Origin of the sequence: Dyadobacter sandarakinus, assembly GCF_016894445.1 — a bacterium.
Classification (GTDB): domain Bacteria; phylum Bacteroidota; class Bacteroidia; order Cytophagales; family Spirosomataceae; genus Dyadobacter; species Dyadobacter sandarakinus.
Window position 1 is genome coordinate 653,771 of record NZ_CP056775.1, and the last position, 22,363, is coordinate 676,133.

Below are 22,363 nucleotides of genomic sequence, written 5' to 3' on the forward strand. Positions count from 1 at the left end.
GCAGGTTTTAACGATTTGTTTACGATCAACGGGAACGGAAAAAAGCTTTTGGCAATTCCTTACTAGTAGCTCCTGCAAAAAATTTATCCAGTGAATGACCCGAAATACAGCGGGCCGGTAATTAAGAAAGGCCAGCCCGACGACACCTACAAATTTCTGCCCCTGCCTGCCCCGACCGGCAACTATCCATACCGGCTCAACATCCGGAAAGTACTCCCGGGCATTTCGTCCGACAGCTTTTCATTCCACATGCTGGGCGACAGCGGCAGCCTGAAAGATTCGAGTTTTCTGACCAAGGTTGTGCAGGAAATGGTAGACCAGTACGCGCATCCCGATGCCAGCGGCGGTACGCTCGGGTTCCTGTACCACCTGGGTGACGTGGTGTACAATCATGGGGAGGCGATCGAGTATCAGCGGCAGTTTTTCGGACCTTTTACATCCTATCCCGCCCCTGTGTTCGCCATCCCGGGCAATCACGACAGTGACGTGAATACGGACAGCCGGGTAAAGTACAAGAGCCTGGAACCATTCAAAACCGTTTTCTGCGATACCCATCCCAGGATGGTACCATTCAGCGGCAATGCAGCCCGCAAGAGCATGATCCAGCCCAACATTTACTGGACATTGCAGACGCCCCTGGCCAACATCATCGGTTTGCACAGCAACGTACCCAAATACGGTGTGATCACACCCGCCCAGCGCGAATGGTTTGTGGAGGAGCTCAAAGCGGCACAGGCCGAAAGGCCCGGCAAAATGCTGATCGTGTGTATACACCATGCTCCCTATTCAGCCGACATCAACCATGGTTCGAGCATGCCCATGATCCGGTTTTTTGAGGAGGTTTTCCTGGAAACAGGCATCCATCCCGACATTGTTTTCAGCGGGCATGTGCATAATTACCAGCGTTTCCACAAGAAATATGAGGACGGTAAAATAGTCCCGTTTGTAGTGGCAGGTTCTGGCGGGTATGATGAGCTGCATCCTGTGGCATCCCTTTCCGATCGCCGGTTTACCGGGCTGAACAACCTGTTTGAGGAAGTGGTACTGGAACGTTACTGCGACGATCGCCACGGTTTTTTACGGATTGATCTGGCCAGGAATGGTACTGGCGTGGCACTTACAGGCAAGTATTACACCATTGTGCCCGCTACCGAACAAAAGCCCGACCTGCTGGTACAGCTCACCGACGAGTTTGAAGTGCATACCTGATTTTCAAAGCTTTCCGCTAAATAAAGTTTGATCTGCTGAGGCCCGGCAGCGTGCCGGTTTTTGTAGCTTACCGAATGTTCCACACCTTTTAACCGCTACCAATATGCCTTTGAAAAATTATTGTGTGCTGAAAGCCAGGGTGACCGGCAAGAAGCTCGCCACCAAAAATTCGCCCCACTACCAGGTATTGCTGGAAGATGAAGCCGGTTCCAAACACCGCATTGCGATCAATGTCATGTCGCAGCTGGCGCCTTCAGAGCTGCTCTACTACTTCACAGACAATTTTGAGCACGAGCTGATCGACAGGATTAAAGAAGCAGATCTGCCCAGCGGTTTCACACCTGTACCTTCCGAACCCAACGGGCTGGCGCTTGATTTTGTCAGGAGAAATCTTTTTGATAGCGCCCTCATGAAGCCGCTGCCCTTCGACCTGCCCGGCCCCGACAATGACCTGAATGAAAAGCTTGACTTTTACATTACAAAAGCATTGAACGATCCGGGAGCCGAGCTGTATGCATTTGGAGAAAGGTGGGGACCCGAATCCAACCGGAAAGACCAGTACTTTGGTTTTTTGCCGGGTTCGGGCATCCACGACATCCACATGAACCAGGGAAATGAGGGTAAGTTCAGGGCTGATAATGGTACCTGGCAGGACGGCGGCATGCTGCTGCATTTTACGCAGACCGATGAATGGGTAGCCCTTTTTCTTGCATTCCAGTCCCAGTCTTTCCATACCGATGAGCAGGGTAACCCGATGGCCGGAGCGCCTTCGCCAGCCACATCCGAAAAGGACCTCTACATCATTGCAGCCCTGGTTTCACCCGGAGGCAGCGAGGAAGAAAAGGTGTATCTGCTTAATGCAACCTCCGCTACCATCAGTCTGGACGGATACATGCTGACCGATAAATTGGAACGCGGGCTGCCGCTGGATGGTCTGCAGGCCGGCGCGGGCGAGGTTGTTATTGTACCGGTAACCGGAGACCAATTTCAGCTCAGCAACAACGGAGGCACGCTTTCGCTCCTCGATCCGACCGGCAAAAACATCGCCGGTGTAAGCTATACCAAAAGTCAGGCGTCGCGCAAAGGAAGGCTCATCGTATTCTGATCACAGGCTGCCCACCACTGCCATCACCAGTACCGCGGCGTTTTTGGCTGCGGTCTGGTAAAAGGCCATCATATCGTTTTTAGCTTTGCTGTTAGCCTTGTCGCTCATGCTCCGGATGATCAGGAAAGGCGTATGGTATTGATAACACGTTTGTGCGATGGCCGCTCCCTCCATTTCGGTAGCGGCAGCATGTAAGTCCTTCTGCAGCCGGGCCGTCGCATTTTCGGAAGATACAAACACGTCGCCTGTCACAATCACACCTTCACGCACGAGCGGCTCAAAGCTCCCGTTTTCCCGCACAATCTTTTCAAGCGAAAGGCCCCGGGATGCCTTGATCGCCCTGGCTACCAGCGCGGGATCACAGGCAAATGCAAGCGGATTTTCCTGCATGTTAAACGGATTGGCAGTAGGCCGGTACACCATGGCACTGTCCGTGACGGTACCGAAATCATGGTAGGTAACTTCTGTGCCGATGACGATATCGCCCGGAGAAAGTGCCGGATCAATCCCGCCGGCGATGCCCGAGAAAACGATCTCCCGGGGTTTGAAATGCTCGATCATCAGGGCCGTGGCTACCGCGGCATTTACCTTACCGATGCCCGTCTGGGCGAGTACCACAGGTTTTCCGCTCAGGGTACCGCGCACAAATTTCACCTGCATGATCAGGGTATCCCGCTTATTCTCCATTTTGCTTTGCAGCAGTACCAGCTCGGGAGGAAACGCGCCCAGGATGCCTGTAACCTGCTGGGCAGCGGTTTTTTGTAAAACAATGAAAAGGAGAAACAGACTGGCGTAAAGCGTTTTCTTCATTTTTATAATAGTAAAGCAAGCAATGCAAAGAGGTTGATGATCCACAAGGCCAGGCTGATCTCGCTCCATTTACCGGCGGTAACCTTTAAAACCGTCCAGCTCAGAAAGCCCCAGATAATGCCCTGCGTGATGGAATAGGTAAACGGGATCAGTACCATGGCGAGAAATGCAGGAAATGCTTCTTCCAGGTTGTTCCACCGGATGCGGATCACCGGCTTCATCATAAAAACACCCACCAGCACCAGTGCCGGCGCCGTGGCGATCGAGGGAATGGCACTCAGCAGGGGCGAGAGGAACAGGAAGGGAAGGAACAGCACAGCTCCGGTCACTGCAGTCAGCCCCGTTTTGCCACCCTGCTCAATGCCCACGGCCGACTCGATGTACGCGGTACCCGGACTGCTTCCTGCCAGACCTGCAATGGTGGTTGACAAAGCGTCCACGACCAGCGACTTTTTAATATGCTGAGGCTCGCCGTTTTCGTCCAGCAGGTTGGAAGCTTCGGCCAGTCCCACAAAGGTGGAGAGGCTGTCAAACATATCCGTAAATACAAATGCAAGGATCACCGGCGCGAGGCTCCATTGCAGTGAGTTTACCAGGTCGAGCTGGAAAAAAAGCGAGAAATCGGGCATTGCCACCAGCTTTTCTATGCTGATGATTACCTCGCTGCCGCCCCACCACCGCCCGGTGGGCCAGGCCAGGAGGCTTGTCAGTACAATGCCGATGAGGATGCTGCCTTTTACTTTTCTGATCAGTAAAATGACCGTTATCAGAAGACCGGCCACAAAGGTCAGTACGGCCGGGGTAAGCTGGCCCAGGCTGATCATGGTAGCCGGGCTGGCCACGATAAACTTCGCGTTGGCAAAGCCGATGAGGGTGATAAACAAGCCGATCCCCGACGCGATTGCATACCGGAGTGGCTTGGGTATCGCCTGCACAATGTACGAGCGGACGTTGAGGACCGAAAGCAGTAAAAAGAAGACGCCCGACCAGAATACGGTGCCCAGCGCGACCTGCCAGCTGAGCTTGTAAGTAAACACGGCTGTAAAGGTGAAGAAAGCATTCAGCCCCATACCCGGCGCTACCAGAATTGGATTATTGGCATAAAGCCCCATCAGGAGGCTGCTGAAAAAACAAACCGTGATCGTTGCCGTCAGTACCGCCGGAAATGGCATTCCTGTCTGACTGAGTATGGCGGGATTAACAACAATGATGTAGGCAGTAGCCAGAAAGGACGAAATCCCTGCAAGAATTTCAGTGGAAACAGTTGTATTTTTTTGATCCAGCCCGAAAGAAAATCCCATAACAACGACTTTCTTTCCAAGATAGGGATTAAGGATTGGTTAAAAAAATCAGGGTAAGGGTCCCGGAATGGGTAGAATACCATAAATCGACGCATTTGTAAGGGTAAGTTAGGTTCGATTTCTTCTTTGCAGGGGAGCCACGCCCGAAATAGGGCAAAGGCTCCTGAATTGTCAAATGATCCATATGTCCAGGGCACCTCGTTTTGTTGGCCGGCGCGTACTCACTGCCGGTATGATCCTTCTCATTATTTCTGCTGCGCTGTTTGCAGGTAAGTCGCGCCTCTGGCGGAAGCAAGCTGCATTACATGCAGACAGTACACAAATCGGCAACTTCGTGGAGCCGGACTTTCCATTTATTTCCACCTCCGTGGACGCTCGCTCGCTGGGCACTGCTTTTCCAAAAAGTAACATCGCCGCCCGTACCCTGGCTTTGCAGCTGGGCGACAGTGCGTACGTATGCTTTGATACCGACCTGCTGCGATGGTCAGTAGCCTGGACAGGCAAATTCCTGCCCATGGTGCAAATGGCCCAGATCTCGTACCGTGATTTTTTTAATAAAAACAATCAGGTAACCACGGTCACCGGGTCGCCGCGCATCGCCACGGGCTCCTATGCAGGCTGGTCTGTGGAAGCACCTGCGTTTTCCGATGAAAACCGGCAGCCATCGTGGCAGCCCATGCCTGCTGAGCAGGGGCGCTGGAAGGGTTTGTATGTGTTTGGTAAACAGGCGATTCTTCAGTATACGGTCGGGAAGTCGGAAATATCTGAGCTTCCCGGTGCGGCGCGCTTCGGGAGTGAAACCGCATTTACCCGTACGATGCAGGTCGGGGCAGGAGGTACAGACCTGTACTTTACGGCGGCAGACGTACCCAATGCATCCGGCAGCGAAATCAAAGGGCAGATCGCCTATGTATACCAGGGAGCCGGGAAGGACTCGGTAACGGCAGTGGCTGTGCTGGGAAAAAGTGGCGGCGTGCAGGCCGGAATCACCAATGGCCGCTACCTCACTGTACGCATACCAGCGTCGGCCAGGTCGCGTGACATGGCGGTGGCGATCTGGAAAGGTCCGGCGAGCCGCAGGGGTGAGTTTGAAAAATATTGCCGGATAAAACCCGCTGCCATGCCCGACTTCCGCAAGGGCGGGCCTGCACACTGGAAGCAGGCTGTGACCACAGCCGGAAAGCTTGCTCCTGATACGGCCGCCTACGTCACGGACCAGCTTACACTTCCCTTGCCCAATCCATGGAAAAGGAACGTGCGGGTGGCGGATGTGGGTTTTTTCAGCAATGGGCGCGCAGCGGTTGTTACGTTCGACGGAGATGTCTGGACTGTGGACGGGATCAGCAAGAACCTGGCTCAGCTGAAATGGAAACGTTTTGCTTCAGGCCTGCACGAACCGATGAGCATCGAGATTGTCAAAGATTCTGTATATGTATTTGGTAGGGAAGGCATTGTGCGGCTTCACGATATCAACCACGACGGGGAAGCTGATTTTTATGAAAATTATTCCAATATCATGCAGCAATCGCCCGAATCCCGCGAGTGGGCCGCTGACCTGGTGACAGCTCCGGACGGTAACTTCTATATTGCCAAAGGCGGCAGCCTGGATAATGGTCCCGGCGTAACCAAAGCGGTTGCCAAGGGTTTCAGGGCGGGGTCTGATCAGAACGGGTCGGTGATCCGCATTTATGAACATGGCCGCAAAATGGAGATAGTAGCCACCGGGTTTCGCGGGCCCTACCTGGGCATGCATCCCCGCACCGGCGCGCTCACTGCCTCCGACCAGCAGGGTAACTTTGTGCCGTCCACACCCATTTACCTGATCAAAAAAGGCGACTATTTTGGCGTGGAGCCTACGGTTCACCGCAAAGACCAGCCTGAAATTACCCGGCCCCTCACCTGGATCCCGCATAATGTAGACCGATCCAGCATCAGCCAGGCCTGGGTAACCAGTGACCGCATGGGCCCGCTGAATGGCAGCCTGGTGCATTTTTCATTCGGACGCCCCGGTCTTTTCCGCGTGCTGATCGACAGTGCGGCTACAAACATACAAGGAGGGGTTTCGGTCATTCATGCGGACTATCCGGCGCCTACTTCCAAAGGTGCAATGAACCCGGCCGACGGACAGTTGTACGTGGGCGGCTTCAACCTTTGGGGCTCAACTTCCACCGGCATCAGTGCTTTGCTGCGGCTGCGGTACACGGGTAAAACCAGCCTCCTTCCCGGCCATTTCAGGGCAGGTAAGCAGGGGATCGTACTCGGCTTTGACACACCCCTGGACCGGAAAACGGCCGAGGATGTAAGTCATTATCAAATCAAACGCTGGAATTACAAGCGCACGGAAGAATATGGGTCCGGGCACTTCAAGACCGATGGGTCGAAGGGGGAGGAGACACTGCCGGTGGCGGGCGCATACCTCTCGGCCGATAACCGGAAGGTGCTGCTGCTGATCCCGGATATGCAGGAGGTGGAACAAATGGAGCTGAACTATACATTGCGGACAACGTCGGGACTTGCCACTGCGGAAGGTTTCTGGTTTACGGTTAATGATGCGGGCGACATGGACCTTTCCAGGTACGGGTTCAAAGATGTGAACCTTGCATTATTGTCGGTTAAGAATGAAAGCGCGCCGGTTAAGGCGGCGAAAGAAGCACCGGCAACAGCACAGGCAGGCAAAGCGCTTTTTCAGAAAATGGCATGTGCAGGCTGCCACTCGGAAGGGCTGAAAACCGATGGCATGTATGGCCCGCCTTTCCAGAATCTTTATAAATCCAGACGGACGTTTGAAGATGGAAGCACTACGGTTGCAGACGAAAAATACATCCGGGAATCGATCCTTGATCCGGGGCGGAAAGTAGTAAAAGGTTACAGTCCCGAAATGCCTTCCTTTGAAGGAGTGCTGTCTGATAATGAAATCGAATCCATCACCCTTTATCTGAAATCACTGGCAGGAAAATAGTACGCACAGGCCGGATGTATTTCGACTTTACGTAAAAATTAGCGCGGTAATTAAGTAACTATACCGGCACCATAGTTGCCGCGCTTTATTTTTATATTGAAATAAAATGCTCCTGAAATAGCTTAATATTAATCATGTAATTATTTCTTTGGCGCGCATATAAATGTTTCTGTAAATGCATTGCACTAACTTAAATATGTGCTCTATTTTGGTATTTAAGTATAAAAAAATAGGAATAAAAGTGCCTGCGTTTAGGACGAATCGTTATGGTATTTCAGTATTACTTAACTGCCTGAATTACGTGCCGGATATCTGAATGCAAGAACAAATATTGACACTACCATTTAATAAAAATGCAGAAGTTTTGACATCAGGCTTCATTTTGCTTAGGAAAAATATTTGTCCGTTTCATACCCCAATTTGCCCGGCTCACGAAATTTAACCTAAGTACCCCGCTTGTTTTTAGCATTTTTACAGCATCACACTAACCTGCTCCGCATCTTAAAGTTGAGGCAATGTTTTAAATCCGATTCCTGATCGATTTGCATTGTATTTTTTAACCTAATTAAATCTTTAATTCAGAAACGACAATTAAGATCTGATTAGCTTGAATTTTCTGTCGACTTATCCCGGGTTGATCTCGTTTTTGACAAAATGTCATTGAAGCTCCGGCAGACTTTTCATTTTACACTACCCACCTGATATTAATCGCTTTTTTCTCAAACCAAGACACACTATTGCAGGTGCTGGCCTTCAAACCGGCATGTATGCGCCTATGAATGGTAAACCCTAAACTTTTTAATAAGAAACTCAACAACGTTATGCGCTATAAATTTATCCTCAACAAATCTTACCTGTTCATCTTTCTTCTGCTGGTATGCAGCGGTAAAATCCGTGCGAACAATCCGGGTGAGGAACCCGCCACCCGCAAGCCCGAAAATAAAGGTTTATTCGCCCTGCCGGCAGTTGCAGGATGCGGGTCCATCAGCACTTTTCCGTGTACGGCATTAAAGCAGTCGCTGCCGCTTTACCTCGTTTTTGACAATCATGTCAGCGGAAGTCTTACCGATAAAAATGGTGTGGGTACCGGCTTCCCGATGGCCCGGAATTACTCAGGCCGGCGGCTGATCGCCGACGGCTCGCCTTCCGTTGCACAGGTGCCCGGCTATGAGCCGTCGCGCATTACGCTCAGCGGGGGCAGGATCAGGATGCTGGCCAACAAAGGTCTTGACTTCAAAACCGAAAATAACCTGATCAATGCGCTGGGCGTGCAGGTACCTACTGCCCGGAAGATGCAGATTGAGGTCAAGGTGGTTTCTCCCAGCCAGAACATGAATTCTGCCCAGGCAGGATTGTGGTTCGGGATCAATGACAAGACTTTCCTCAAACTGAGCGTCGGCTATAAGAAGGTGGAGCTTCGGAGAGAACGCAATGATGTAACTGCAACGGTTACCAACACGTCCAACCCCGACCAGCGCGTCACAGGAACCGTGGAAGGTATGTCCAATAAATCCGTACGCCTCCGGCTTGTGCTCGATTTTGTGACCAACAAAGCGGAGGGCTTCTATTCCCTTGACGGTATCACTTACATCAGTACGGGTAGCCGGTACAGTGACAAATCTGTGAATATCAGCGATCTGGGTTTTACGGCGGACAATGTTTTTACGGGTATTTACTGCACCTACCGCGACGCGCTTTTGCCTATTACTTACAGCTTTGACGACTTTTCGGTAGAGGACACCAGCCAGCCTGATTCCCAGTTCCAGAATGTAAACGTCAACTTTCGTCCGCAGGGAACGGCAGCACCTTCCGGCTACATAGCAGACTATGGCTTACCCTTTGACAATACGCGGAAATATGGCTGGGTAAATCCTTCCAGCATGCAGCCTATTGATATGAAGCTCAATATGCGCCAGCGGACCGGCACAGATGCCCCGCCACAGCAGCTTTCGGTGGTACAGATGCAGGCAACTGTTGGCGGACAAGTGCCCGGTACCTGGCAGTACCTCGTCCCGAACGGCTTTTACCAGGTGACAGTCAGCGCCGGCGATTATGACTACTTCAACAGCTGTCACCAGATCAATGTCCAGGGATTACCGCTGATCAGCGACTTTACGTCCAGCACACAAACCAGGTTCCGCGTCCGCACGGGGTTTGTGCAGGTCAATGACGGCAAGCTGACCGTGGATGCGCTCGGGGGAGATAATACAAAGATGAACTACGTGTCCATCAAAAAAGCGGTTGCGGTAGCGGATGCTGTTGCACCTACGGCAAGTGCCAGATTTGTAGGAAAAACGCAGTCCAGCAATGTATATCTGGACCAGGTTCAGTTGTACCTTACTGCAAGTGATGAGGGTGGGGCTGGGCTTAAAAGTTTCCAGTACGCGCTCGACGGGGATGTGTATACCAATTATGTTGCCCCTTTTTCCATCAGCACCCAGGGCAACCATACCCTGAAAATCAAGACAGTTGATGGTAACAACAACCAGACGATCAGCAATACTTACAACTTCACGGTTACCCAGCCGTCCCAGAAAATACAGTTTTCAAGTGAGCGGCTTGCTTTCACGATCCTGAGAGGCAACCCCGTACCTGCCCAAAGTGTGACGGTAACTCCCACTTCGGGTTATACCCTGACCAAGTCGGAAGCGCCCTGGCTCACCCTTCCCGGCGCTTCGGGCAAGCTGACATTCGGGCCACAACAGATTGCTACCAACCTTGAACCAGGACGGTATCAGGCGCACGTAATGGCTTCGGCAAACGGGTATGAAGCGGGTAACCTGGTGATAGACCTGCTTGTGATTGATCCGCTTACTGCCAGAACAATCAATGTGAATTTTCAGGACCCGGCCACCAAGCCGCCTTTGAACTATGTCAGGGATTTTGGTCAGGCATTTGGTCCAAGAATGGATACCGATCAGTCTGTGGGGCTGGTTTATGGCTGGAAACGGCGCACGGACGGTACTCCGCTTGACCTGAGCGGCAATGGAAGAAAGCGCCCGTATCCGCAGGATCTGCTGCTGGCGACTTTGCTGCACATGCAGGCGGATGATATCACCACCAATTTCCAGGGTACCAAAGTAGAGGGCTACTGGGAAGCGAAAGTGCCCAACGGAACTTACGACGTGACTGTGTCTGTGGGTGACGGTGTTGTGAATACAGCTCCCGAAGCACACTTCATCAAAGTGGAGGACATCGTCGCGATCCAGAACTTTGTGCCGAGTGGAAAACAGGGCACGATCAGCCGGTTCAAATCCAATACCATCAGGGTGGTCGTGAAGGATGAGCTGCTTACCATTAATGCAGACGGGGGTAATAATACCAAGATTACCCATGCCAACATTGTACCCGTATCGCTGAGCCCTTACCTGTACTGGTCTTCCAAAACTTCCAACCTTATTCTGGATAAAACAGCGTCTGATACCAAGATTCTTTCTGTTTCGCTCGGCCGCTCGGACAATGCTTCCGGTACTTACAGCATATCGGCCACCTATGGGGCCGGCGCCAGCAACTGGCTGACGTTTGGCACAACCGCAAGCGGCGTGTTGCCATCCGTATCATTCAACTACACAGCCTTGCGCAATCTTCCGCTAGGTATTTACAAAGCGACGGTGAAAGCTACATCGGGTACACTCACGAGCGCCGAGTTCAATATCCAGGTGAATGTAGTGGATGGTAAGAAGCCCTACGTGATCTCGTCCAATCCAGCCAACGGTGCCAGCAACGTGAGTCTGAACATGCCCCTCGCGGCCGCCAATAACCTTAGTATTCCAAGTGCCGCAGGCGTGAGCGGGGTGGATAACAATACCATTGATACCACGTCCGTCTTTTTGTACAAAGTCGTCAACGGTCAGCAGACGGTTGTATGGGGTACTGCACAGGGATCCGTAGGGGGAGACGTAATCAGTAAAAATGCCAAGTTCGGTCTTGAACCCAGCTCAACCTACCGGTTTGTGGTAACAACCAAAGTGAAGTCTTTGCTCGGTGATTCCTTTGCACCCTATGAAGCTACATTTACCACATCATCAGCACCGGTCGATTCGTCCAATATCCTGAATGCGCGTTTCAAAAAAGTTACGCTGCCGGCAACGCAGAACAAAAAATACACTTCCCTGGCAGTAGGGCCTGACGGCAAGCTGTACGGGCTGCGCATGACCGGCGTGATCGACCGCTACGTGATCGACCATACGACGGGACAGCTGTCATCCCAGCAGACAATTAATACATTGTTTAACAAATACGGCGATCGTCTGGCGATTGGTCTCGCTTTTGACCCGACTGCTACATCGGCCAACCCCATCGTATGGATAACCCATTCAAAAGGGGTAACAACCAACGGGCCGGAGTTTGACGGTAACCTGTCGCGCTTGTCCGGGGCAAACCTGGAAAACGAGCAGCTGATGGTAACCCGCCTTCCAAGGTCTACCAAGGATCACCTGGTCAACAGTGTCGCCTTCGGCCCGGACGGTGCGCTTTATATCTGCCAGGGAAGTATGAGTTCTGCAGGCAGGTACGATTCCGAATGGCAGCGCGACGAGTCCTTGCTCTCGGCGACGGTGCTCCGGCTGGACATCAGCAAGCTGACCACCCTGCCGCTGAATGCGCAAACCACCTTTAACCAGGCACTGATCAATGCAGCACCGCTGAACTCGGTTACGTTCAGTGACGGTACCTATAATCCGTACGCTTCCAATGCGCCGCTGACGATTTTTGCATCGGGTGTGAGAAATGCATATGACCTGTTGTGGCATTCCAATGGTCAGCTGTACCTGCCTACCAATGGTTCGGGCGGGCAGGGTAATACACCTGCATCTGTACCGGGCACCCGCAAGGTGGATGGTACCTTTTACAGCGGTCCCGAAGTTCCTGCAACAACCGGCGTACAGGCCCAGACCGACTGGCTGTTCCGAATCAATCCGTCCAAACCGGTAGGATTTTTCGGGCATCCCAATCCATTGCGTGGTGAGTATGTGATCAACCGCGGATACCAGGACGACACCCTTTATTTGCCATCTGTCAAGGCGGATGCCAATTTCAGGCCAGGGTTTGATTTTGGCACAAACAATTCACCCAATGGTGTAATTGAGTATAAAAGCAATACATTCAACGGTATTCTGAAAAACAAGGTACTGGTAGTCCGCTTCTCGGGCGGCGGCGACATTGCCGTACTCGAACCGGGCTCAAAGGTGAAAACAGGGAATCCGTCGGATGATTCAATTTATGATATCGTGAAAATCAATACAGGATCCAGCAATATGGGACTGACAGGAATGTCGGGTTTTGGTAATCCGCTTGACCTTGTGGAAGATGTTGTCAATGGAAACCTGTATGTATCCGAGTTCAACTGGAACGATGATCCGACGCTTATTCCGCAGATCACCCTTTTGCAGGTGACGAATGCAACACCGCCTCCGGTGATGAGCCTTGCAGCTACCACGCGTACTGCCCAGCCCGACGCCAATGCTCGCCAGTACGACGTGGCACTGGGCAATGATGGCGGCGGTGTGTTGGAGATCAAGGAAATCCGGCTGGCCGGTTCAGGGTCGCTTTCCATGGAAGATATCCTGCTGCCATCCAGCGGCGCACCTTTAAGAATTCCAAAAGACAGTACCGTCAACTTCCGGGTGCTCGCATCCGCCAATCTGGGCCGGCTGGCCAAAGGCAAACTCATTGTAACCAGCACGGACAATACGGTAAAGGAAATCGAGATCAACGGTGCTGACGGTTTGGAGCTGCTGCGCGCAGCCGAGTCGGACGACAATAAAGGCGAAGACCACCATATGACCGTGTATCCGAACCCAAGTTCCGGTAATCCCGTGAACATCCGTCTGGAGAAATTCAACCGGCAGGAACCTGTGACCATTTACCTGTACGACCTCAAAGGCAATGTGATCAGAACCGTGAGCGGCGTGGCCGATGGGCGGGGTGAGTTCAGTATGCAGCTCACGGACAAAAGCCGTAAGCCAGGCTCGTACATTGTGAAGGTGGTGTACATCTCCGGCGCACGTTTTGCCAAGATCGTCCAGGCAGATTAACCATTGTAATTGACAGTAATTTATGCTTCATATTCATCTAAAAACCTCATTATCATAAGTATATCTATGGTCGGGAGTGCTTAGGTTACCACCTGCATTCCCGATTTGCTTTTTATTCTGCATAACTCAAACGAACCAGAACATGAATGAAAGTTTACGTGTCCAACCCAGCCCCCCGCTAAGAAAAATCCGGAAAGCCGCCCTGGCAGGCTCCCTGGCGATGATGATGTGTCTCGGCCATGAGGCCGGGGCTGGTGCTGCTGCCCCGCTGGCCGGTCCGTGCGCTCCTGTAAGTACGCTGGATTGCAATGCACTTACCGTAGGCATGCCTTATAATCTTTCATTTACCTCGGGTGTAACCAATAGCATTGTTGACAAAAATGGCACAGGTACCGGCTTTACCGCAGTAAATACGTACTCGGGTACCAGGCTGTCTGCCGACGGATCTGTTTCCAATGCATCGGTTCCGGGATATACACCATCCAAAATCACCGTCACCGGCGGCCGCCTGCAGGTAGTTGCCAGCAAAGGAATTGACTTTCAGGCCAACAACAATCAGATCAATACCCTGAGTGTGCGGGTGCTGGCTACACAAAAATTTCAGATCGAGGTCAAACTTTTGAATCCTGTAAATGGAGCCGACTCGCAGCAAGGCGGTATATGGTACGGTCTGAATGACAAAACATTCGTGAAGCTGGGCGTGACTGGCAACAGGGTTGAACTTCGCAAAGAGTTTAATGACGTGTCGAGCACCACTTCGGGCACCGGCAACCCTGATCAGCGCCGGACAGGTGTGATCAGTAACCTGAACACCCAGACCGTGTGGCTGCGCCTCGTGATCGATGCAGGTACGAACACCGCAGAAGGATTTTACTCCACAAATGGAACCACCTATACAAGTACAGGCGCAGGCTACGGCACTTCCGGGGTAAGCATTTCGGGAACAGGGCTTACCGCCGGCGAGCAGTATGCGGGTATTTTTTCAACTTACCGCAATGCATCCGCAGCGGTTACCTATACTTATGACGATTTCGCGGTAACATCCCTTGCCAGCCAGGCGAGTGCGAGTATCAACTTTCGCCCGTCGGGCAGTGCGGCACCTTCCGGCTATACGGCGGATAACGGTTTGCCATTTGATGCAGGCCGCAAGTTCGGCTGGCTTACCGCCACTACTTCGCAGCCTTCGGATTACAGCGCCAATACCCGCCTGCGGACCGGAACCGGCGATGCACGCCAGCTGTCGCTGATTCAGATGCAATCAAATGCCAACAACACAACACCCGGCAAGTGGGAGTATGTGGTGCCCAATGGAAGTTACAGAGTATCCGTCAGTGCCGGCGACAATAATTATTTTGACAGCAACCACCAGGTCAATGTGGAAGGCCTGCCTGCCATCACGGACTTTGCCGGTTCGTCGGCGACCAAGTTCAGGGTAGGCACCGCGCTGGTGCAGGTTTCGGATGGAAGGCTTACCATTGATGCAACCGGCGGTACCAACACCAAAATGAACTACGTGACATTTGCGCCGGCTACTGCTGTTACCGACAACACTGCACCTACGGCCAGTGCGCGTTTTACCGGCAGTCTGATGTCGGCAGGTGTGTACAACGGTGCAGTAAGGGTGATCATGACTGCGGCTGACAACGGAGGCTCGGGACTGAAGACTTTTCAGTATGCATTGAACGGAGGTTCTTTTACCAACTACACCGCACCGTTCAGCGTAAGTACGCCAGGCAATTACAGCTACGTGATCCGGGTTGTGGACGGAAATAACAATACAACTACGACAAGTGCATTCAGTTTCTCGATTTTCGCTCCTGCTTCACCGGGTGCATACATGGTATTGCGCAACCTGGATGGCTTCCCGGCAAACGATCAGCTGACTTTTTCACGCATTCAGATCCCATGGAGACGTACATCGCCTGAGGTAACTCCCTACAACCGGAATCATGATGTTGTAAAACTGAGAATCCAGAGCAAGGGATCGGGCAGTCTAACGGTCAGCAATCTGGTTTTGTCGAACCCATCAGCCTGGAAGGTCATTGCAATCAACTCCGACAGTTCGGCGGCAACACCGGTTTCAATCAATCCGCGCGGATCGGTGGATGTGGCGATCAGGTTCACGGCACTCGATGCTTCCACACGGGTGAAGGTTTTTCATGATACGCTGACGATCAACAGCAATGATGGAAATACACCGGCCCGGAAAGTTGTGCTGCACGGTTTGTACCAGCGCATGGGTGAAGGTAAAAATGAACCCCATGCACAGGAAATCATCAATGCATTCGGTTTTACTTCCAAAACCGGTTACGGATACGAAGACAATGGAAACAATGGCAACTCGGTAATGCCCAGCTCCAACGAAGTGCCCATTTCTTATTTTGTCAGAGCGGATGCGACAAAGCCGGTGACAGTACGCCAGCTGGCTGCTTACCACGGGTGCTGTGCTGCTACGGAAACGTTCCGTTATTTTGCCAAAGGATCAGGTACGCTGAACGCAGTGTACGCCCATGATCCGCTGGACGGACAATCGCTAAGTCCAAGGCTCCGCAATTCGACCCAGGCTGCGATAGGAACGTTCAGCCCTGCGGGCAGTTTCGGTATCCGTCTGGGAACCACTTCCTCTTCGGACCGTACGCAGAATGCCGGTGGTATCATCGGGATCCGTTTCCTGCGTGCGATTGATATGAACGGCAATTTTGTTCCGAATACCTACTTTGTGAACCACGATTATATCGACAACTCATTCACGAATTATGATTATCAGGACAACATTTACATCATTGAAAATGTAAAGCCGGAAACAGGTACCGTGAATTACTCCGACCTGGCCAGTACGACCTCCTCAGCCATCAACTTCAATCCCACGCTCACAGGCGCCAATTCGTCCTCGACCGTGACGTTGAAAAACATGGGTACAACCTATTCCAACGGCAGCTCCGACCCAAGTATTACCATCAAGAGCGTCAGGATTGTGGGGCCTAATGCCAGTGAATTTTCCTACACGGCACTGAGCACAACGTCCCTGGCCGTACAGGCTACTACGCCTTTAACAGTCCGGTTTGCACCGTCAAGTGCAGGTATCAAAAATGCGGCAATCCTGGTCAACTACAATAATTCAAAGTCGCCGCTGCGCATTCCGCTCTATGGAATTGCAAACAGCAATGCGTCTACCGTGAGCGTTGTACGACGGATCAAATCCGGTTCGAACGCAGCATTGACCGTGGGTGGTGATACGTATGAAGCCGATAACACCTATCGCACAGGCTCCATACAACTGGATACGCAAAGCCCGCCGAATGGCGTGGCCGGAACCGATATCGATGCATTGTACCAGAGCTATCTTTCCGCCAGTACGGACTTGGCCCAGACCGGCTACGACATTCCGGTGAGCAATGGTAACTACCTGGTGAGAATGCACTTTATCGAAAACTTCTTTACAGAAGACGGTGCGCGCGTTTTTGGTACCACCATTGAAAACCAGCCGGTACTTTCCAACTTCGACATTTTTGCAGAGGCAGGATACCGGACGGCCCTTGTGAAGGATTTTGCCGCCACAGTTTCGGATGGTGTGCTTACAATCCGCTACAATCCGTCTGTTAACCGGGTCGCGATTGCTGCCATTGAAATATTCAGGCTGGTAAACAGCGGTGCGAGGATCGCAGCTGAGCCGGAAAATGAGATCGTGGGCGAGTCGGGAGCCATGGAAATGGCCGTATACCCGAACCCCGCTGCGGGTGGAGAGGTTTACCTTGACCTGAGAAACTTTGGCAAGAATGAGCCCGTGGATGTATCGGTGGTTAACCTGTTTGGTACTGCGGTAAAACGTCAGCAGGTGGCAACGGATGCAGAAGGCAGGGCCCGCGCAATTTTGTATCAGAATGAAAAACCTGCAAAGGGAATTTACCTGATCCGTGCGCAGTCATCCTCCGGAGCACTTACTACGAAGCTGCTTGTGGAGTAACATAGCATAAAAATGATTGTTAAATGGGCAGCCTTACAGGTTGCCCATTTTTTTTGGTACAATTTTAGAACATGTCTTTGCATTCACCATGATGTAAAAACATGCACACCCACCTGTCTGCTTTTCCCGATTCGCCCGCGAAAGATAATCCCGGCTTCGCCACCCGCCTCGTAACGCTCACTGTCAATGGTAATCCCGTTGTGCTTGATGTTCAGCCCTGGGTAAGTTTGCTCGACGCCCTGCGCGACCGTGCCGGACTTACCGGTACAAAAAAAGGATGTGATCATGGTCAGTGCGGGGCTTGCACGGTACTTTGTGACGGCGAGCGCGTGCTGAGCTGCCTCAGTCTCGCGGTCATGAAAGACGGTTCCGAAATCACCACCATTGAAGGCGTGGCCCGGGATGGTGTGCTGCAACCCATTCAGCAGGCATTTATTGATCACGATGCATTCCAGTGCGGTTACTGCACCCCGGGACAAATCTGCAGTGCCATAGGTCTGATGCGCGAGGGCAAAGCCAAGAGCCGCGATGAGGTAAAAGAACTCATGAGCGGGAACCTGTGCCGCTGCGGTGCCAATACCCAGATTATTGATGCCATCATGAAAGTTCAGGAAAACCAGACACGATGAATCCATTTGCATTTGCTCAGGCAAACACGGTAGGCGAAGCGCTTGCCGGTGTACACGATACGGAGCGTGCCAGCTTTGTGGCGGGAGGCACCAACATCCTTGACCTCATGAAATACGGGGTATCGCATCCCGGCATGCTGGTGGATGTTACGCGTATTCCGGACTTAAACGCCATCAGCGCTTTGCCAGACGGAGGTCTACGGCTTGGCGCGCTCGCAACCAATGCGCATACAGCCTACCATCCGGAGGTTGAACATAGATACCCGCTGCTGTCAAAAGCGATACTGGCAGGTGCTTCTCCCCAGATCCGTAATATGGCCACCAATGGCGGCAACCTGCTGCAAAGGACCAGGTGCTACTATTTCTATGATCCCGATACGCCCTGCAATAAGCGCGAGCCCGGCAGCGGATGCTCCGCCCTCCACGGGTATAACCGGAATATGGCCATACTGGGTACAAGTCCCGATTGCATTGCCGTGTTTCCATCGGATATGTGCGTGGCACTGGCAGCGCTGGATGCACGGGTGCAGGTAGCCGGGCCGGCAGGGGAGAGGAGTATTGCATTCGGGGATTTTCACAGGCTGCCCGGCGATAAGCCGGAAGTAGACAACACACTGGCTGCGGGCGAGCTGATCACGTCGATTGACTTGCCTGCAAAGGGTTTTGAGAAGTATTATACCTATCTGAAAATCCGCGACCGGAGCTCATACTCCTTTGCGCTGATCTCGGTGGCCCTGGCTTTTGAACTGGAAGATGGCCTGATCCGTGAAGCAAGGCTGGCGCTTGGAGGCGTGGCCCACAAGCCCTGGCGCTCGCCCGAAGCCGAGCAGTACCTGGCGGGCAAGGAGCCAATACCTGAGCATTTCAGTAAAGCAGCAGCTCTCGCGCTTGATGGAGCCGTGGGATATGAACACAATCATTTCAAAATTGAACTTGCGCGGCGTGCCATTGTCCGTACCGGCATGATGGCCCTGCAACCGGAAACCCAGCTGCCCGGTGCGCAGCCTTCTCTTTAAACATATTCAGGATGTCGATAAAAGGAACAATTGGCGAGCCGGTGAGCCGGCTGGAAGGAGAACTTAAAGTAACGGGCGACGCCCGCTATGCCGGCGATTACCCTGCGGCAGACCTGCTTTACGGGTATGTGGTCAACAGTGTTATTACTAAAGGGACCATAGAAAAAATGGACACCTCGCGTGCATTGGCAGTACCCGGCGTAGTGAAGGTATTTACGCATGAAAACAAACCTTCTCTCGCATGGTTTGACTTCAAGTATGCAGATATGGATGCGCCGCCCGGATCGGTGTTCAAGCCTTTGCATGATGATAAGATCCTGTACAACGGACAGCCCATCGCGCTGGTCGTGGCGGATACCTTCGAGGCCGCGCGCTTTGCAGCTACCCTGGTGCAGGTGGTGTACAAGGAAGAATCTTTTTCAACCAACATTCATGATAATGCAGGCAAGGCCCGGGATCCTAAAAAAGGATTGGCAACCTTACTGAAACCACCTCCGCCCAAGCCGCAGGGGGATTTTGATCAGGCATTTTCGGGCGCCGCTGCACAGGTTACCGCGCACATTGAGCATGGTACCGAGCACCATAATCCTATGGAGCTGTTTGCGACCACCACTGTTTACGAAGGCAAAGGAAAGCTTACGATTTACGACAAAACGCAGGGTACCGTCAATAGTCAGCTCTACGTCTGCAATGTATTCGGGTTGAAATTCAAGAATGTTCGCGTTGTTTCACCTTATGTGGGCGGCGCATTTGGGTCGGTGGTTGCGGCCGCAGTACCAGCTGTTTATGTCCGTGATGGCAGCGCTTGAACTGAAACGCTCCGTACGTGTGGTACTGAGCCGCAAGCAGATGTTTACCTTTGGCCACCGCCCGCCTACCCTGCAGACCATGCGCTTCGGTGCCGATGCTTCCGGACGGCTTACTGCGCTCGGACATGCTGCCTTGGGAGAAACTTCACAGTTTGAAGATTACATTGAAAACGTCGTAAACTGGGGCGGGATGCTTTATCCTGCGGAAAATACAAAGCTGGAATACCAGATCATACCCATGGATGTATTTAGCCCGCTGGATATGCGTGCGCCGGGAGGAAGTACTGGCATGCATGCCATTGAAAGTACCCTCGATGAGCTGGCTTACGCCCTGCACATGGATCCCGTACAGCTTCGCCTCGCCAATTATACCACCACCGATCCCAGCAAGAAAAAACCATATACGAGCAAGGAGCTGAAAGCCTGCTACGAGCAGGGTGCCGAGCGTTTTGGCTGGTACAACCGCAATCCTGAGCCGCGCAGCATGCGCCGCGGAAGCAAGCTGGTGGGCTACGGTATGGCTACCGGGATATGGGAGGCCAACCAGCTGGTAGCCCGCGTCGCCGCTACGGTACGTAGTGATGGAAAGCTGCATATTTCCAGTGCGGTCACGGACATTGGCACAGGTACCAAAACCGTCATGGCGCAGATTGCGGCAGACGAGCTGGGACTGCCCATTGAAAATGTAATTGTAGGATATGGCGACAGCGATATGCCTTTTGCACCCATTCAGGGGGGCTCTTTCACGCTGGCAACCCTGGGTTCGGCCATTCAGGCGAGTTGTATGGCATTGCGTAAAAAGCTCTTGAAAATTGCAGCCAAAGCGCCGGATTCACCTTTTTCAGGCTTAAAGACAGATGATGTGGTTTTCAGGGACGGAATGTTTTTTCTGAAAGACAATCCTGCACAAATAATGTCACTGCAAACTGTAATAGAGCTTAATAAAGGCAAGGAAGTACGCACGGTCAATACCGGTCTGCCGCGTGTATTCAAAACCAAAAACTACGCCCGTGCAGCACATAGCGCGGCTTTTGTAGAAGTGGAAGTAGATGAAGAGCTGGGAATCATACAGGTAAAGCGGGCCCTCACCACCGTAGCGGCAGGCCGCATCATCAATCCCAAAACGGCACGCAGCCAGATCCTGGGCGGCATGGTGTGGGGTATCAGCAAGGCGCTGATGGAAGAGACTTCACAGGACCACCGCCTCGGCAAGTACATGAATCCCAACCTGGCCGAATACCACATTCCCGTCCACGCCGATGTACATGACCTGGACGTGGTTTTTGTGGAGGAAAAAGATGAGCTGATCAATGGACTCGGCATTAAAGGAGTAGGGGAGATCGGGCTGGTGGCCATGGTACCTGCGATTACGAATGCCATTTTTCATGCAACAGGAAAGCGTATACACAAGCTGCCCGTCAGGCTTGATGCATTGTTGTAAACACTTTTGTCAAACAAAACTTAACAGAAGGTTAACCGCGGGGATAGTTTAAGGAAATACTGGAAAAATACTTTTGGGCATCTGAACTGTAAAGGTCGATGCCCAAAATGAAAAGCTTTCCCGCTGCACTGGCTTTATGGCCGCTCTTCTTTCTCCTGCTGTTTTGTACCAACTTTTCTGTCCCGGCTGTGTATGGTGTACAACCGGCAGCATTGCTCAAAAATGCTGTATTTATAAGTGACACTGTCCGCGCAGGCTCATTCTCGGTCATTACCTACAATATTGCAGGCCTTCCTCAGGGCCTGTCCAGTGCGGCTGGCAACCGTGCCCAAAGTACCGGAAGCATCGGTGAAAAGCTGAATGCTTACGATATCTGCCATGTGCAGGAGGATTTCAACTACAATGACCAGCTTTATAACAGCGGCAATGCGCACCCGTACCGCTCAGGTTCAAAGGGCCCGGTGCTTTTTGGCGATGGCCTCAATACCCTTTCCCGGTACCCGGTATCGGAGCTCAAAAGGGTAGCCTGGACGCATTGTACCGGCGCCGATTGCTTTACACCCAAAGGTTTCAGCTACTCGCGGATAGCCATTCGCCGGGGCGTGTTTGTGGATTTTTATAACGTACATGCCAATGCATTCAACCATCCCGAAGCCGCAGCAGCACGTCGTGGCAACCTGCGCCAGCTTTCGGAATACATCAGGAAGCACTCGGCCAACACAGCGGTGGTGATCATGGGTGACCTCAATGCGCATTATACTTTTGCGGACGACAATGTGCACGATCTGATCAGGGATAATGCACTGAGCGATATCTGGGTTGAATTGAAATGCAATAAAAAGTACCCCGTCGAAAAGGACGCGCTTCCAGCCAGCAACATCCTCGACCTGACCGATTCCTCTGAAACCATTGACAAGATCCTTTACCGCAGCAGTGCGGTCGTGCAGCTTGTTCCGGCAGCATACCGGTTTGAAAAAGAATTGTTCAGAAATGAAAAGGGCAGCCCGCTTTCCGACCACCACCCGGTAAGCGCAGTTTTCAACTGGAAACTTCCTGAACTACCCTTACTGCTGACCCAAAACTGA

At 52.3% G+C, this 22,363-nt stretch carries 12 protein-coding genes; 10 read left to right on the forward strand and 2 right to left on the reverse strand.

Annotated elements, in window-relative coordinates; translation table 11 throughout:
- Nucleotides 1–90 precede the first annotated feature (90 nt).
- Nucleotides 91–1,209, forward strand: a complete 1,119-nt coding sequence (locus HWI92_RS02620) for a metallophosphoesterase family protein (protein ID WP_229248735.1) — start codon at nt 91–93, stop codon at nt 1,207–1,209.
- 103 nt (nt 1,210–1,312) lie between these two features.
- Entirely contained in the window at nt 1,313–2,314 is a 1,002-nt protein-coding gene (locus tag HWI92_RS02625) for a DUF2278 family protein (protein ID WP_204660654.1), read from the forward strand.
- Here HWI92_RS02625 and HWI92_RS02630 read toward each other — a convergent pair whose 3' ends face one another.
- Both HWI92_RS02630 and HWI92_RS02635 read right to left on the reverse strand, forming a co-directional pair.
- Nucleotides 2,315–3,124, reverse strand: a complete 810-nt coding sequence (locus HWI92_RS02630) for a 5'-methylthioadenosine/adenosylhomocysteine nucleosidase (protein ID WP_204660655.1) — start codon at nt 3,122–3,124, stop codon at nt 2,315–2,317.
- A 2-nt stretch (nt 3,125–3,126) separates the two neighbouring features.
- Nucleotides 3,127–4,425, reverse strand: a complete 1,299-nt coding sequence (locus tag HWI92_RS02635) for an NCS2 family permease (RefSeq protein ID WP_204660656.1) — start codon at nt 4,423–4,425, stop codon at nt 3,127–3,129.
- A gap of 184 nt (nt 4,426–4,609) precedes the next feature.
- Between HWI92_RS02635 and HWI92_RS02640 the strand changes: the two genes are divergently transcribed.
- The 8 genes from HWI92_RS02640 (at nt 4,610) to HWI92_RS02670 (ending at nt 22,363) form a co-directional block, all read left to right on the forward strand.
- Nucleotides 4,610–7,384 (forward strand): DUF6797 domain-containing protein, encoded by a 2,775-nt coding sequence (locus HWI92_RS02640; RefSeq protein WP_229248737.1) that lies wholly within the window; start codon nt 4,610–4,612, stop codon nt 7,382–7,384.
- Nucleotides 7,385–8,205: 821 nt separating this feature from the next.
- Complete coding sequence (locus HWI92_RS02645) at nt 8,206–13,419, forward strand: OmpL47-type beta-barrel domain-containing protein (protein WP_204660657.1); 5,214 nt, start codon at nt 8,206–8,208, stop codon at nt 13,417–13,419.
- A gap of 142 nt (nt 13,420–13,561) precedes the next feature.
- On the forward strand, nt 13,562–17,383 hold the full coding sequence (locus tag HWI92_RS02650) for a malectin domain-containing carbohydrate-binding protein (protein ID WP_204660658.1): 3,822 nt from the start codon (nt 13,562–13,564) through the stop codon (nt 17,381–17,383).
- A 101-nt stretch (nt 17,384–17,484) separates the two neighbouring features.
- Nucleotides 17,485–18,012, forward strand: coding sequence for a (2Fe-2S)-binding protein (locus HWI92_RS02655; protein WP_204660659.1), 528 nt, complete (start codon nt 17,485–17,487; stop codon nt 18,010–18,012).
- Nucleotides 18,009–19,028 carry an FAD binding domain-containing protein gene (locus HWI92_RS02660; RefSeq protein ID WP_204660660.1) on the forward strand — a complete coding sequence of 340 codons (1,020 nt, stop codon included), beginning with the start codon at nt 18,009–18,011 and terminating at the stop codon, nt 19,026–19,028. The genes HWI92_RS02655 and HWI92_RS02660 overlap by 4 nt, the downstream gene beginning before the upstream one ends.
- 11 nt (nt 19,029–19,039) lie before the next feature.
- On the forward strand, nt 19,040–19,837 hold the full coding sequence (locus HWI92_RS25475; protein ID WP_310589508.1) for a xanthine dehydrogenase family protein molybdopterin-binding subunit: 798 nt from the start codon (nt 19,040–19,042) through the stop codon (nt 19,835–19,837).
- A complete protein-coding gene (locus tag HWI92_RS02665) occupies nt 19,815–21,278 on the forward strand; it encodes a xanthine dehydrogenase family protein molybdopterin-binding subunit (protein ID WP_310589509.1) in 1,464 nt (487 codons plus the stop codon). Before HWI92_RS25475 ends, HWI92_RS02665 begins: the two co-directional genes overlap by 23 nt.
- A 107-nt stretch (nt 21,279–21,385) precedes the next feature.
- The gene (locus HWI92_RS02670) at nt 21,386–22,363 is read left to right on the forward strand and encodes an endonuclease/exonuclease/phosphatase family protein (RefSeq protein WP_204660661.1); all 978 of its coding nucleotides are present in this window, start codon (nt 21,386–21,388) and stop codon (nt 22,361–22,363) included.